Origin of the sequence: Aeromonas sp. Y293-4 (genome assembly GCF_027705905.1) — a bacterium.
GTDB classification, from domain to species: Bacteria; Pseudomonadota; Gammaproteobacteria; order Enterobacterales; family Aeromonadaceae; genus Aeromonas; species Aeromonas veronii.
Map to the genome: position 1 here is coordinate 203,818 of NZ_JAPDCI010000001.1, position 14,412 is coordinate 218,229.

A 14,412-nucleotide genomic window follows, 5' to 3' on the forward strand; every position below is an offset into this window, starting at 1 on the left:
ATAAAGCACTGCGACCCCATCGCTGGCGACTTATTCCCCATAGACGGCCCAAGCACAATGGGATTGCAGAGGCGTTCTATACAAGCGCAAATTATTGAGTCCTAATACTTCGTCCAATGCGCGTGTTTCGCCAGGGAAAAACTCGCAATTCAATTCATCAAAGACCAGTAATGAACCACGTGTGAGACGAGGAATAATTTTTTCCAATACATCTCTAGTCGGCTTATAAAGATCCATATCGAAAATGGCCATGGAAATAATGGCATGCGGGTTATCTGCCAACCATTTATCAATGGTCACCGAGGCATCACCCTTAATCAGCCGATGTTTTACCAGATCATTCATCGGTGCAAAGCTTTCATGCAGTTTTAACAGCTGTGCTAGTTTATCTTCATATTCATCAGTCGATTTATAATCGCCAGCATTCGCATAGGCACCATCTTTTACATCTACCGATGGAAACCCTTCGAACGTATCGAACCCATGAATGACACGGCTTTGATTAAACGGCTCAAAGATGCTGCGCATATTAATCAGCAATGACATGCCGGCGCCCCAGTGCACACCAAATTCACAAATAACGCCTGGAACATCGACTATTTTTTTATACAACTCGGCATAATAAAGAACGCGCGCCACAGAATCGACCCGTAACGAGACCAGATTATGGCGATGCCACGCCTCACCAAATAATGGGGATAGTTCATGGACCAAGGTTTTCAATTGCTGAGTGTTGTTTGATTTTTCATTGGATGTATAAACCAACTCACCATCACGTGATTGCAGCGATAATTTATCATCATTGCGCATAGACACCTCTACTAACGATTAAAAATAGTGCGCCAGTCATTAATCAGCTGGGTATGGCTAAAATAGCGTTGAATGATTTTAGCATTCGGCGTGTTATAGCCTATATTTGCCAGCGCCACATCTATTTGATCGGTTGAAAAAAGTTCGACACCCAGCTCTTGCAAGAATTTTCTTGATGTCGTCTCGGAATGCATCGCCACCGGAATGCCGCGCCCCAATAGCGAAATCAAATTGCCCATTCCATGCTGACGCCATGAGGGCATAATCGCCAAATCAATATTGTTCAAAAATAACTCGTAATGCTCTCGTGTCGAAAACTCAAGCAGTGGATTAAAGCGTTCATTTAATTTAGCATGACCGACGGCAACGACTTTATTGATATAATCCGGGTTGGGAGGGTAAGCTAACGGCGAAAAAATTGCGGCATTTTCAATATTTGAAAAGTATTCAATCCAGTAAATATGATCATTTTCTACCGCGCTGGAATGGCCAAGCAAGATATTTACAGTTTGAGGACTCTCCGCACGCTCACCACGCGGGTCACACTCCGGTCCGCCGTAAATATTACTTGGATAACAGAAACAAGAAAAAGACTGCCCCCTGGCCTCATACTTCTTCCTGACCCATTCAACATCACCAGGAATAAAAGAAATTAAACCTGCGACCGCAGCGATCACTTTTTTATGATTATATGAATATTGATCATAATAGTAAAAATCCCCCCCCCACATGGTCCAAAAAGATTTGTCTAGCCAATCTTTCTTTTGCACTAACAGACCATTCACTTTATCACGCCACAGGCCATGTAATATTATTTTGTCCGCGGCATCGAAATAGGAAGCCAGGGTAACAAAGTCTTCATCTCGGTATAAAAACTCCACAGGATGGTGCGGTTGCAAACCAAACTGATACTTGGGGCTGGTAATAAAAACAAAGCGATGCTGACTCACATCAAAATTCGCCATCATAAAATCAAGGAACGATGGCATAAACTTCTCGATGACCATGACATGCAGAATCATAGAGCCTCTATCTATTTGCCAACAACAATGTACATGTTTTCACATTGATAAAATGATTTTATCCATCTCTGCAACTGCAACATGATGCTCAGCAACCCGATTGGCAGATGATATTTTTCGGATAGCAATTTTAATTTTTTAGCCTTCCGGCTTTCACCAACATTAACAATCGACAAGTGAGGGTATGTGTCTTTAATATAATTAACTACTCTGTCACTAGTTATCCAATTCAAGGTATCGATGCCACTAGTTGGTCGATTAAGTGCTCTCAGCAGCTTCTTGGCCCAATAATTGTTTAGCTTTGGTAACAGCGGCAATATATAGTGCGGTTCAAAAAAACCAAAATAGTCAGGAGCCTGAATGATTATTTTGCCTCCCGTCTTGGTGACCCGAATCATTTCATCAAGACAGGCAGTGACATCCTGAACATGTTCAAGTGTCTGATATGTGGTAACGAGATCAAACTTCTCATCACAAAAATCCAACTTTTCACCCAGGCCATACTGTATTCTATCCGCGTATGTTGCATATTTTTCGTCTTCTGCAATACGCATATTGATGTACTCTAATTTCCAAGCTTCTGGCTCAACGCCATAAACATCATGCCCTCTTTTTAATCCGCGAAAAACAAAAGAGCCAACACCTGCAGCCATATCAAGAATAGTGCCATCAGCATCGCCAAAATGTTCCAGCTCATGCCAGCGGCCATTAAGATCATGGTCAAAATCCGACCAGGCCTCGATCACATCATCCAAGTAGGTTGGATTCTGTAATCCGAAATAAAATAACGACTCTTCATACACGCGCGCGCTTATAAATTGTTTGCTTTCAACTGACATGGTATGCCTCGTCTGATTTTTCGAAACAATACTGCAAAAACAGTTCTATGGTTGCGGCTCTAAGCAATTTATTGCTGCGGTTTAAGTTCTGCTCTAGATGGGGCACATAGTACATTGCATGCCAATTCTCATCGGTAAACTGTCGATAGAGTGCGGTCAGCGGATTCAATATTTTGTTCAGCTTTTCCGCAATGTCTGGCTGCCGGATCCAGCTTGGATAATCGGCATAATGATCAGTTTTACATTCAGGCATGGGCATGCCGGGGTTATTGTCGATTGTCTTGCCTGTTTTTTGCCAGGGAATTGATTTGTAAAATTTAGGAAACTGCTCCAGCAGCACGGCAGAATACAGCCGATTGCCGAGTCGATACTCATCATTAATCGAGAAGACAAACTCCAGCAATTCATTATCAAGAAATGGTTTTTTATGCTCCAACCAGGCGGATGACGCCAGGGTTCCCATATTGGTAAAGCGGCGAACCCGGTTCATAAAAAGATTTGGCTCAACATGCGGGGTATCATAAAAAGATGATTCGATGTTAGCCAGATAGGTGTGCTGGCCATAATACAACTCGGCAATCTCCGGGGTAATTCTCTTATTTGCCGTTTCCGCGCGCAAAAAACTCGGCCCCAGAATCGCATCACCACAATAACCACTGAGGGTATATCGCCCTTGCTGGATAATTTGGTCAACAAACTCACAGCCATGCATGTGCTGCATATCCAGAAAACCATCTGTTAGCCAGATAGTCGGTATTCTTTTTTCAAACCAGTTATCCGGCGTCAGCTCATGAATCACATGGGGCCAGCCAACCATTTCGGTTACCTTCTGCGCCAACACAATGTCGGCACATTGATCTGTACCAAAGGTATAACAGGCCCCTTTATATCCAGGATGCATCTGGTGTGTGGCGGCCAGTAACATTCTTGAATCCAGCCCACCACTGATGGGAAATACCAGCGATTCCGCCATATCAAGCCGCCGCTGAACGGCGTGCATAACAATTTCGCTCAACGCATCGACCGCATCATTGAACGACACGTTCTGTTGTTTGATATTTGCCCACGACCAGTAATGTTGGCTTTGTAGTCGATCGCTATCCAGGTCATAACTCAGCACTGTGGCTGGCGGTAGCAGCGTCACGCCGTCGAAATAGGTAATATCGCCGACCAGATATCCCAAGTCCATAAAACAGGAGAGTGCCTGTTGGCTGATTTTTTTTTCAAAAAAATCCAGCGATAAAAAAGCCTTTATTTCACTTCCCCAGGCAAAATAGCCGTTTCGATGATAATAGAACAGTACGCGCATACCATTTCGATCAGAGACCAAGGTGATTTTTTTACGCTGCCGATCAAACAGCACCGCACAAAACACGCCATCCAGCCTGGCCAGCAAATCATCTAACATATTTTGTTGATAGCTCCAAATAATGGCACTATTCAGATCGTGAAATATTTGCTGATAATGTTGAGCAATCTCTTGCAAATTATAGGCACACCCCTCCACCCAAATCTGCAGCAACCTAGATTCATCTTGATGTGTCTTTTTTTCATAAAATGAAAAGCATCGTACAGCAGCTACGTTGTCATCCTGATATTCGTGTTCGATTGCTACCGGGTAAAGCGCGGTTTGCTTACGAACGATCTGAGATATCAGATCCGAATGTTGCGGGGTTTTTTTTATATAACCAAATAGACCAGGCATATTGATTCGCCGTTGCAGGTTAATTTATTAAAATGTTATGTGTTTTAATCGTTCTTGTGCTATCTGCATGATGTTGGCGGTTTGCACACCCCACGAGAAATGTGACTCGGCGTAATGGTGCAGATTGCGGGCGGTCTCTGCTATCGGCAGTGAGAGATAGTTTTCATAGATGGCTACCAGATCAACAGGCTGATCATCGGCAGCCAGTTGCCATGTGCCAGATAATTGCTCGTGGCTAAAACTGTCCTCCAGGCTGAAGATAAACGGCAAACCGTAATACATAAATTCACGGTGCTTTAATGGTTCTGCGTAGCTGACGCCGGTGCGATGAAAACCCAATGACCCAAGACCAAGATGCACACCAGCATAACGATTTGCCAATGCATCAGGATCCAGCACACCAGTGAAGGTCACAAACTCGGCAACCCCCAATTCCTGGGCCTGTTGTACCAACTGTGCCGAAGCGGGCCCCTGGCCGACCAGAAACAGCCGCAGATCGACCTCAGGGTAGGCTTTTACAAATTCGGGTATCGCCGGGAACAGTCGATCATAGCCGTGCCAACGCGCCAGATAGCCAACACCCAGCAGGTGGAAGGCATGGTGAATATCAGGCCTCGGCTCCGGCACAGTCGGTGCGATCCAGGTTGCCCCGTTGCCCATCTTGTACAGTGGCCGCTCATGCAACGTCTCGCCCGGCAGCACTTGGCTGGGGGTGAAAAATCCGGCCACCAGGGGCGCCAACTGCAGGAAATAACCCAGATCGGCCTTGGCGGCTTGTGCCGGCAATTCATTTCGATATTCCAGCGTGTACATCTCGACGAACATTGGCACTGCCGCTGCGCGCAACTGCCGCGCCAATTGCAGTAACTCATCGTTATGCATCGGGTTGTAACGCACATATACCCACTCGAATGCGCGAGCCTGGGCTTGGTGCGCAGCAACCCAGGCAGCAACATGTACAAAGAAGTCCCCGGGGGCAACCGCAGTCGTGATGATTTCACGCTGGACTTCGCTCCCCGCCTCGAACACCAAGCGTACTATGTTCGAGCCATCGCCGCAGATCATATGTACCTGTTTGTGATTTAGACTAAAACCCTGCGCCTGAGCCAGCACCTTGCGCATAACGCCCAGGTGCCCACGTGTTTTAAGATTCACGTTATAGATAGCTAAAATTGATCCATACCCCGCCATTATGCCTCCGAAGCATAAAATGCATCTACTGACTGACGTGCCGACTCCAATTCAGTGGCGATCTGCAATGCCGTTACCCCGTCGATAGTCTGTGGTAGCAGATTCCAGAATAGATCGGTTAACAGCTCGTCATGTGCCACCTCAGTTGAGGTAACATCAAACAGGTGAGGAACCACGATCAGACGAATTGCAGTGGTCGACTCAGACAGAGGCACAGTGTTAACGCACTCGGGCCAGTCCCGGATACTCTTCGACAAGGTCTCATACAATGCAGGAGCCAGCACAAAACGGTGACTATTTACATTAAATTGACCACAACTGACGATAAAACGACATAAGCTATTGTGTTGTCTTGCTGTGGACATATCAGACCTTGCCACGGCGCTCATATCTAGCAGGTAAACTCCGGGTGGTACCATGACCTGCAGCAACTTTTGCTTGCCACTACCGCGCTCAGGAAAGGCTACCCCCTGATAACGCCCACCGATACCAGTGGCCGCATCTTGTAAACCTCGTTGCATGGCAACAAGCAATTCGTCCATAGCATTCAAATGCTGGAAGGTGATATTGCGTGCCAAGCTGCGCTGTACATAATGTTTGACCTGATGGGGAGGATAGCGAACAGGATGCTTTGCGAAGAAACTCAGCTTGTTACGCCAGTAGTAGTAACGAGGTAATGTATTAGTCGCATTAGCACCACCTCCCTTGTGCAAAGCCTGTAGTCTTGGCTGTGCGACTACACGCCAACCAGCATCCTTGACTCGTACACACCAATCAATGTCATCCCAATAAAGGAAAAAGTCCTCATCAAATACACCCACCCGTTCGATGATTTCAGCTTTTGTCATCAGACAACAAGCGGGCACATAATCACAATCCACCGGTTCCATCGCTATCGAGGAATAGGATTCACCCGCAAAATTAAGGTGAAAACTAAAGGTAGCATCCTTTAAAGATACGTTGGAGCCGACTTCCTGTACCACCTCCGGATTATCCATTTTACATATTGCTGGTCCGATAACACCTATATCGTTGTGGTTAGCCAGTAAATCCATCATCCCAACTAGGGTGTTTGGTAGTACGACAGCATCATTATCCAGTAGCGCAATATAACGATACCCCATTTTTTGGGCTTGGCGCATACCATGAGCAAATCCCCCAGAGCCACCAACGTTTTCTTTTAATACTTCAAGTCTAATATTAGGATAGTATTGACGGATCAATGTTACAGAGTCATCTGTTGATGCGTTATCTACAACAATAATATCCGCCAGTTCACCCGCTGTATTTTGTACTGATTCGATCGCCCCGAGCACATAATTTTGCTTATTAAAATTACAGATAACCACACAGATTGGTTTCATTTTATTTTCTCACCGGCTAACACTTATCTATCAAATACCAAAAGCTAGTATGCCGTGCATATTTTATAGAAAAAATTTAATGCATTGCTCACCGCATCATCCATATCGAAATAGCGATACTCGGCAAGGCGCCCCAAAGCAATCAGTTGCGGGAACTGGGCCAATTCATCGCGGCAAGCCTGATAGTTCTGTTTGGCCTCATCGGTAAACAGCGGGTAGTAAGGCTCCAACTCCTGCTCCGGCTGATAGTCACAGGGATATTCGTACACTATGCTGGTGCCGGGATGCACCTGCCCACTGAAATGCTTGAACTCGGTGATCCGGGTGAAGGCTTCTTCATTCGGATAATTGACGGTGGTGACAGGCTGAAATTGCTCTTGCGCCAGATGGCGATGTTCAAAACGCAGTGAGCGGTATGGCAAACAATTCCCTTCTGCCGACATCAACTGATCCAGCATACCGGTATAGATCAGTGGACCGTCGAAAGGCGCGCAATCCAACAACACCTGCTTCTGCTGCCAATCCAATCTGACACGCTGCACCATGGGGGTAGACAGCCGCACGTCAATCAGCGGGTGTGCGAGCATGCGCTCAAACATGGCGGTATAGCCTTCCGCCGGCACCGCCTGCCAGGGATCGGTGAAGTAGCGATCATCCCGACTCACCACCACGGGCACTCGTGCCGTCACCTCGGGGGAGATCTGCTCGGGCGGTACCCCCCACTGTTTACTGGTGTAGTTGACGAAGGCTTTCTGATAGATGAAATCTGCCAATTCACCCAGCAGGAGATGCGCCTCTTTGCGCAGTTCCAGAATAGGCACTCTGGCACCATCACCAAACCGGGTACGCAGGGCCTCAATCATGGCGGCGGCTTTGTCGGTCTGAAAGCAACGTTCGATGCTGGTCAGGTTGAACGGGATCGGCACTAGCTGCCCGTCGATGCGTGACAACACACGATGCTCATAAGGCAGCCACTCGGTAAACTGCGACAAGTAATCCCAGACTTCCTTGTTATCGGTATGGAAGAGGTGTGGACCATAGCGATGGACCAACACACCATGCTCGTCATACTCGTCAAAGCAGTTGCCACCGATATGGTCGCGCTGTTCCAGCACCAGCACCTTCCAACCAAGCTGGCTGGCCATTCGCTCAGCCATGACGGCACCGGAAAGCCCGGCGCCAATGACGATCGCCTGATAACTCATGCCGCCTCTCCAAACAATTGTTGCATAACCCGTGCTGGATGAGCTCGCTGCATCCAAGCCAGTTGATGTCGCTCATCGAAGAACCAGCCTGGCGCCAGCTTCGCTACCTCGGTAACTGACTGTTCGATAAGCTGCGTGAAGCGGGCAACGTCATCCTGCCGCAGAAAGTAGAGTGCGGCAGAGTAATAGTGATGGGCACGCCCCTGGGCAATGGCCACAGGATCCGCCCCAAACGCAGCGGCGTTATCACAGGCGCGCAGCAGATCGCGCAGCGACTGCTCACGACGATCTGCCGATTTGCGGGTCTGTCCGCCAAAGCTCTGGGTATGGAAGCGATAACGCCCCAGCAGCTCGGGGATAAAATCCAGCGTCCCCGGATTGTGGGAGAGGTTCAAGATGTGCCAGGGATAATCGAGGATGATCTTGCACCCCTCATCGATGGCATTTTCCATCCCTTCATAACGGCGGAACATTATGGAACTTGCATTGACGAACACCCCGAAGCGGATCAATGCCTCCCGTGTCATCACGGGTTCAAGATAGCGGGCATTGTAATAATCGCGGGTGAATAGCTTGATCCGTGCGCCAGTTTCATCATCAAACATCTCCGCTTCGTGGTAGCAAAGCGTGCAGCTAGTGTGCGAATCAAGATAATCGGCCTGGCTCTGCAGCTTGCCCGACAGAGCCAGATCATCCCCGTCGGCATAGGCGATGTATTCACCGCTAGCCTCTCTCAGCAAGCGTTTCTGGGTCTTGGCCAACCCCATATTCTGCGAGTTCTGTAGTGCCTTGAGTTGCGGCCACTGCCGTGCCAGCCGCTGCATGATGGACCAGGAGTCATCGCTCGAGCTGTCATCAATGGCAATGACCTCAAAATCGAAATTGGTTTGCTGTTCCAGCAAACTAAGCAGACAGGGCTCGATAAAGCGCCCGAGGTTATACACCGGCACCAGTACGCTGACTTTCATAGAGAATCCAGAAGTAGAGTAAAAAAGAAGCGAATTGGAGAAAATGGACAAGGCTACCGCACGGTCTCTGTCAACCCTTCCTGCCCTTCATGGCAATTTTTACTGCAAGAGCCGTGCCTGACCAAGCTAATTCATTGATATGACTTGATTTATGTGACCTGACATCCACTATTCAATGCGAGTAAGCTGACGGCTGCAGGCCACCAGCATGTCGATGCCGTCCCAGAGCCATTCGAATGCCAGCGCCTGTCCCGGACTTGCCACCCTATCGATACGACAGCAAGGCGACAGCTGTAGCGCACACTCAAGCCGCATTTTATCTGCCCCAACCCAGACACAGGTCTGCATATCCCACGGTTGTAACAGAAACTCATCAAGGGTATCGGCAACAAATTCGGCAACTGTACCTCCTCCGATGTGTGCAAGCCGCAAAGAGGCTGTGGGAGTCAATAAGGTGACGCCAGCAAAGGTCCCCAGCTGCATCTGACCATCGAGAGCGGCATTTTGTTGACAATTGATGAGGCGTTCCATCATCAGGGCAGGGCTGTCTGCAAAGGGGGCAAAGACTGCTTCGAGCAAACGACGGCGCAACACACTATCGGAAGTGCCCAACCAGCAAATCGTGGTGGGCGAGGCGCAGGCTTGCTGATTGAAGCGAGTAAAGTCTTGTTGCAAAGCCACGACCACTTGCCGCCACGCTGCAGCATCCAGGCTGGCGAGCCATTGGCTATCAAATACCGCCATGGAGCGGCGATCCGGAAACACGATTTCCTGAGCGCGGGGTGAAAGCGGAATAGCCCGTACCCGACCGATGGTTTCATCACCGCCCCAAATGATGCGAAGGCGGCACCGGGCCGACAGCCAGGCGGTGACGCGCTCGTCATGGTCATACCGGATGAAACGGGTACGCGAGGCAATCTCTTGCCACTCGGGCAGAGAGAATAGCTCGTTCAGGATGGTCAACATGGCCTCTTGCACCGGGTCGATGCGCGATGAGAGACGAACCACGGACCCATTGCCCATCAGCATCGCCATGATCCAGGAGTAGAACGCGACGGTCGGCACGTTGGAGGGAACCAGATGAAAAACTATCCCCAAGGGTGCACGCCCTGCCATGCGTTTGCGCTGCACCTCAATTTGGCGAGGCCGCAACCAAAAACCAAAAGCGGCCAGATCCGGGTTCTCTCGCCCCTCCTTCATCAGACGAGCAGAGAGCGCAGCCACAAAGTCACAGATGACGGGCGCAAAACTTGGTAACGGGCAAGTGACAAAACCTTGCCAGCCGCTGACGGGAGCCACGAAAGCGACCTCTGGCCCCGCTTGCCAGATGGCATCTTCTTCATCTGACCGGCTCACTGGAAAGTGTCGCTGCATCCCCTCACCTCGGCGCCTTGCTGACGCCCTGATACATGAAAATAACGGCCGAGACGTCCGCAGGGGCAATCATCCTCACCCAGCAGCACACCGAGATCCTCGCTGAGCAAACTGTGGCCTGGATAACTTTGGGGAATGGCAGAGATCACCTGCAACAAGCCTGGCTGGCCGTTCCCGAGCGGTCGATGGGTCAGCGGATCCCGCACCAGTAGATCGGCAAAGAGGGGAGCATGAAGATGGCCATGTTCGCACTCGACAAATACCGACCCCACCTGCTCCACCATGCCATAGAAGTTGTGCACCCGACTCAGCCCCAGCTGTTCATGGCAGCGCTGCTTGAAGGCAGGATTATCCACCGCGAGGTGTTGCAGCTTCTTCCAGCCACCGCTGTGAAAAAGCGTGCCCTGCGTCAACGGCAGTTGCAGACCTCGCTCACGCAGCGGTTCCAGCAGACATTGCCAGACCATGAAGGTAAAGCCGAACAACAGGACCGGCTGGCCCGCATATTTGTCACAAAACGCCTCGATGACAGGCCAGTTGGGCCGCATCTGCTCGTCGAGGGCATAGGTATGGTCTCGGCCAAGGAAGGAGAGCCCCAGCGCACCGGCGCCGCGGGCGGAAAAACCGCTGCGGTTTTGAATCAGGGCGGGTTGCTCCACCAGCAGCATGGGCAGCCGCTGCTTGCCGACGAACTCTTGCAGGATCTTCACCAGCACCTTGCTCTGCAACGCGGCTGTATCCCGATCCAGCACGATCCGTGACGGCGTTCCGGTAGTGCCAGAGGAGGTGAGCACCTTGAATACCTCTTCTTGCGGCACGCTCTGCCATTGGGCCAATTTGAACAGGCGGGCGGCCAGATAAGGAAGCTCTTGATAGGTCGAGGCCTGACCCCAGCCAAACGCCGACAGAATATTGGCAAAAGCTGGACACCCCTGCGCATGGCGCTGCGTCAATTCATTCAGGCGAGCAAGGAGCAACCCACTTTTTTCATGTTGAGACAGCCCGAAAACCGGCGCATCAAACAGCCTGTTCATAGCTGCTCCAATTGTGTTAACAGGGCCGGATAATCGATCTTCATATTGCTGCGTCGTGGCAAATGATGCCGATAAATGCGAACGCTTGATGGCGGCACCATCAGCCAGCGGGCCAGCTCCAGCTGCAGTGCGTCACTGGGGCACGCGTCTGCCTCGATGGCCACCAGCAGGCAATCATCACGGCCGGTCGCAGCGCAGGAATAGCCCCTCCCCTGCAACCAGGTTTCCACTTCAGCCAAGCTCACCCGTTTGCCAAACAGCTTCAGGAAACGGTTGAGTCGTCCGGTCAGATAGAATCGGCCCGACTCATCACAACGAGCCAGATCGCCGGTAAAGAGCGCATCCATATCACGCCCCCGAGCCAGATCTTCAGGGCGCTCCGCATAGCCCAACATCACATTTGGCCCTTGGTAAACCAGCTCTCCCTCCCCGTCGGGAAAGCCGGACTCATGACGAAGAGAGAGGCACCCGCCCGGTACGGCACGGCCGATCGCATCCGGAGCAACAATCACTTCATCGTGAGCCAACCAGGCGATGCGCGGCGCCGCTTCGGTCTGACCATACATCACGAAAAAACGGCGTCCCAGCGCAGCTGCCTGTTCGGCAAATTGCTTTGCCAGTGCCGGCTCAAGCCGTCCTCCGGCCTGGGTCAGCGTCATCAGGCTGGGATAGCGGGTCCACTCAAAACGCAAGCGGTTAAGCATCTGAAAGGTAAACGGGACCCCCGCCACGCTAGTGACCTGATGACGATTTACCTCATCCCAGAATTGGCGCTCAAGGGGACTGGCAGTGCATGAAACCAGAGAGGCGCCAACCAAAAGATGGCTGTTAAGTACCGACATCCCGAAGGAGTAAAAAAGTGGCAACGAGGTGATGGCTCGCTCACCCCCGTTCAGCGCCAGATATTCGGCGATGGCCGCGGCATTGGCATCAAGATTGGTTCGCGACAATCGCACCCATTTGCAGGAGCCGGTACTGCCCGATGTCGGCAGCAGCAAGGCCAACTCAGGGTGAAACGAGGGCGCATCGCCAAGATGCGCAACTGCCCCATCCTCTAATACCCGCAGACTGACACCAAAGCGCTGGCACTGCTCATGGTGCAACTGGGCATCCTGTGCAGGATCGGCCAACATGATGGCGTGGCCATCACGCAGGGCCAGCAAGTAGTGAAGCAGATGCAGGGTGGACGTCACAAATGGCAGGTAGACCAAATGACGACCGACGGGATAGGTGGTAGCCAACTGCGCCACACGCCGAGCCAGCTCACCATAACTGAGCCACCCCTCTTGCGGATCTCGCCAGGCGGGCTCGTCATTACTTTCAACCAGATGCGTCAACAAATCAGGCTGGCTCAAATCACCATCCCTCCATCGACCCCAATCACCTGCCCGGTCACATAACTCGACAAGTCGGATGCAAGAAACAGGGCCACCTTGGCCACTTCATCTGGCGTGCCAATCCGTCCCATGGCGATGCTTGCCACTCGCTCGGCAAACTTCTCTTCTGGGATGGAGTGCGCCATATCGGTATCAATAAAACCCGGGGCAATGGCATTGACCCGGATCTGGCTGGCAGCCAGCTCCTTGGCCAGTGACTGGGTAATGCCAATCACCGCCGCCTTGCTGCCGGCATAGCAGCTGAGCCCAGCCGTCCCCACTTGCCCCATCAGGGAGGCGAGATTGATGATGCTGCCGCCACCACTGCGCGGCATCAGGCGGGCGGCATACTGGCTGCAATAGATCACACTAAAGGTATTGTTGCTGAATGTCTTTTGCAGATGGGTCTGGTTCGCCATCCCCAATAACGCCTCTTCCAGCATGCCGGCATTGTTGACCAGCACGTCCAGCTGGCGAGTCTGAGCAAACAGCTGCTGAAAGGCCTGCTTGACCGCAGACGGATCAGCCACATCAAAGCAGAGAGGCTGGCAAGGCACGCCAAACTCGGAACCAATCGCGGTCGCCAGCAGGCTCATCGTTACCTCATCACGGCCTCCCAGCCACAGTTCAGCCCCCTGATAGGCAAACTGGCGGGCGATGGCAAGCCCGATGCCACGCCCGGCACCGGTGATCAACACCCGCTTGCCCTGCAACAGTCCCTGCATCAGAAAGCGACCCCGTATTTGGCCAGGATCTCCCGCGCCTTGACGACCGAACTCATGTCGATAATGTCATCGGTGTCGAGCAATACACCGTAGTTATCCTCCAACTGGGCAATCAGCCCCATGTGGGCGACGGAATCCCACTGCGGGATGCTGTTGTAAGCCAGCCCATCGCTGACGCTGCCGATATCAATACCCAAAGCCTCGGCAAAAACCTGTTCCAATGCGATTGTCATCTGAAAAATCTCCGTAGCCGCTCACGGGCGGTATAGTAATTCGCCGGCAGCAGTTCCAATGCAAAAAATCCGTTATCTTGTCCTATCTGGCGGTAACCCAGTTGTTCATTCAAGCGCAGGGCCGAGCGATTGTTCTCCCGAACCAGGGTGCGGATACAACCGATGTGCAGCTCATCAAAACCCTGATCAAGCTGGGTTAAAGCAGCAGCAACGGCCAACATGGGATGCCGCACGCCTGAGTTGCCCAGATAGAGTCCCGCATCGGCAATCACCTGACCCTGCAGCTTGCCCTGGCACTCACCTTTCAGATTGACGTAACCCGCTCGCACGCCCTTGCACCAGAGCACCCAGTGCTGCTGATCCTGTCGTTCACGGGTGGCGACAAACCATTGGCGCTGTTGCCGCGGCGAAATACGCGTCTGGGATACCATCTGCATTCGCACCTCATCCTTATTGCGCCAACGTCGCAAGGCAGGAAGATCCCACGGCTCTATCGGGCGTAACTCAACGCCATAACTCATCTTCAACGTCATCCACTTTTCATTACCTGTCTCTCTTATCGACCA

14 protein-coding genes are annotated in these 14,412 nt (G+C 51.4%); all 14 read right to left on the reverse strand.

Features of this window, described 5'->3' with window-relative positions; translation table 11 throughout:
• Positions 1-30: 30 nt before the first annotated feature.
• The 14 genes from OKC31_RS00875 to OKC31_RS00940 all read right to left on the reverse strand — a co-directional run bounded on the left by OKC31_RS00875 (position 31) and on the right by OKC31_RS00940 (position 14,379).
• Positions 31-810: a TylF/MycF/NovP-related O-methyltransferase gene (locus OKC31_RS00875; protein ID WP_080630533.1), complete on the reverse strand. Its 780-nt coding sequence runs from the start codon at positions 808-810 to the stop codon at positions 31-33.
• Between the two features lie 11 nt (positions 811-821).
• Positions 822-1,832, reverse strand: a complete 1,011-nt coding sequence (locus OKC31_RS00880; protein ID WP_120413993.1) for a TDP-N-acetylfucosamine:lipid II N-acetylfucosaminyltransferase — start codon at positions 1,830-1,832, stop codon at positions 822-824.
• A gap of 11 nt (positions 1,833-1,843) precedes the next feature.
• Positions 1,844-2,671, reverse strand: coding sequence for a class I SAM-dependent methyltransferase (locus tag OKC31_RS00885; protein ID WP_120413992.1), 828 nt, complete (start codon positions 2,669-2,671; stop codon positions 1,844-1,846).
• Complete coding sequence (locus OKC31_RS00890; protein WP_270655974.1) at positions 2,661-4,376, reverse strand: asparagine synthase-related protein; 1,716 nt, start codon at positions 4,374-4,376, stop codon at positions 2,661-2,663. The genes OKC31_RS00885 and OKC31_RS00890 overlap by 11 nt, the downstream gene beginning before the upstream one ends.
• 27 nt (positions 4,377-4,403) lie before the next feature.
• On the reverse strand, positions 4,404-5,567 hold the full coding sequence (locus OKC31_RS00895; RefSeq protein WP_120413990.1) for a glycosyltransferase: 1,164 nt from the start codon (positions 5,565-5,567) through the stop codon (positions 4,404-4,406).
• Complete coding sequence (locus OKC31_RS00900; RefSeq protein WP_120413989.1) at positions 5,567-6,931, reverse strand: glycosyltransferase family 2 protein; 1,365 nt, start codon at positions 6,929-6,931, stop codon at positions 5,567-5,569. Before OKC31_RS00900 ends, OKC31_RS00895 begins: the two co-directional genes overlap by 1 nt.
• 44 nt (positions 6,932-6,975) lie before the next feature.
• Positions 6,976-8,136 (reverse strand): UDP-galactopyranose mutase, encoded by a 1,161-nt coding sequence (glf, locus tag OKC31_RS00905; protein WP_270655975.1) that lies wholly within the window; start codon positions 8,134-8,136, stop codon positions 6,976-6,978.
• Positions 8,133-9,104, reverse strand: coding sequence for a glycosyltransferase family 2 protein (locus OKC31_RS00910; protein WP_270655977.1), 972 nt, complete (start codon positions 9,102-9,104; stop codon positions 8,133-8,135). The genes glf and OKC31_RS00910 overlap by 4 nt, the downstream gene beginning before the upstream one ends.
• A 168-nt stretch (positions 9,105-9,272) precedes the next feature.
• Positions 9,273-10,478, reverse strand: coding sequence for an acyl-CoA reductase (locus tag OKC31_RS00915; protein WP_120413986.1), 1,206 nt, complete (start codon positions 10,476-10,478; stop codon positions 9,273-9,275).
• Positions 10,457-11,512 (reverse strand): LuxE/PaaK family acyltransferase, encoded by a 1,056-nt coding sequence (locus tag OKC31_RS00920; RefSeq protein WP_120413985.1) that lies wholly within the window; start codon positions 11,510-11,512, stop codon positions 10,457-10,459. The genes OKC31_RS00915 and OKC31_RS00920 overlap by 22 nt, the downstream gene beginning before the upstream one ends.
• Positions 11,509-12,867, reverse strand: a complete 1,359-nt coding sequence (locus tag OKC31_RS00925; protein WP_080764925.1) for an AMP-binding protein — start codon at positions 12,865-12,867, stop codon at positions 11,509-11,511. Before OKC31_RS00925 ends, OKC31_RS00920 begins: the two co-directional genes overlap by 4 nt.
• Positions 12,864-13,613, reverse strand: coding sequence for an SDR family NAD(P)-dependent oxidoreductase (locus OKC31_RS00930; protein WP_120413984.1), 750 nt, complete (start codon positions 13,611-13,613; stop codon positions 12,864-12,866). The genes OKC31_RS00925 and OKC31_RS00930 overlap by 4 nt, the downstream gene beginning before the upstream one ends.
• The gene (locus OKC31_RS00935) at positions 13,613-13,846 is read right to left on the reverse strand and encodes an acyl carrier protein (protein ID WP_120413983.1); all 234 of its coding nucleotides are present in this window, start codon (positions 13,844-13,846) and stop codon (positions 13,613-13,615) included. The genes OKC31_RS00930 and OKC31_RS00935 overlap by 1 nt, the downstream gene beginning before the upstream one ends.
• Entirely contained in the window at positions 13,843-14,379 is a 537-nt protein-coding gene (locus OKC31_RS00940; RefSeq protein ID WP_120413982.1) for a GNAT family N-acetyltransferase, read from the reverse strand. Before OKC31_RS00940 ends, OKC31_RS00935 begins: the two co-directional genes overlap by 4 nt.
• Between the last annotated feature and the right edge of the window lie 33 nt (positions 14,380-14,412).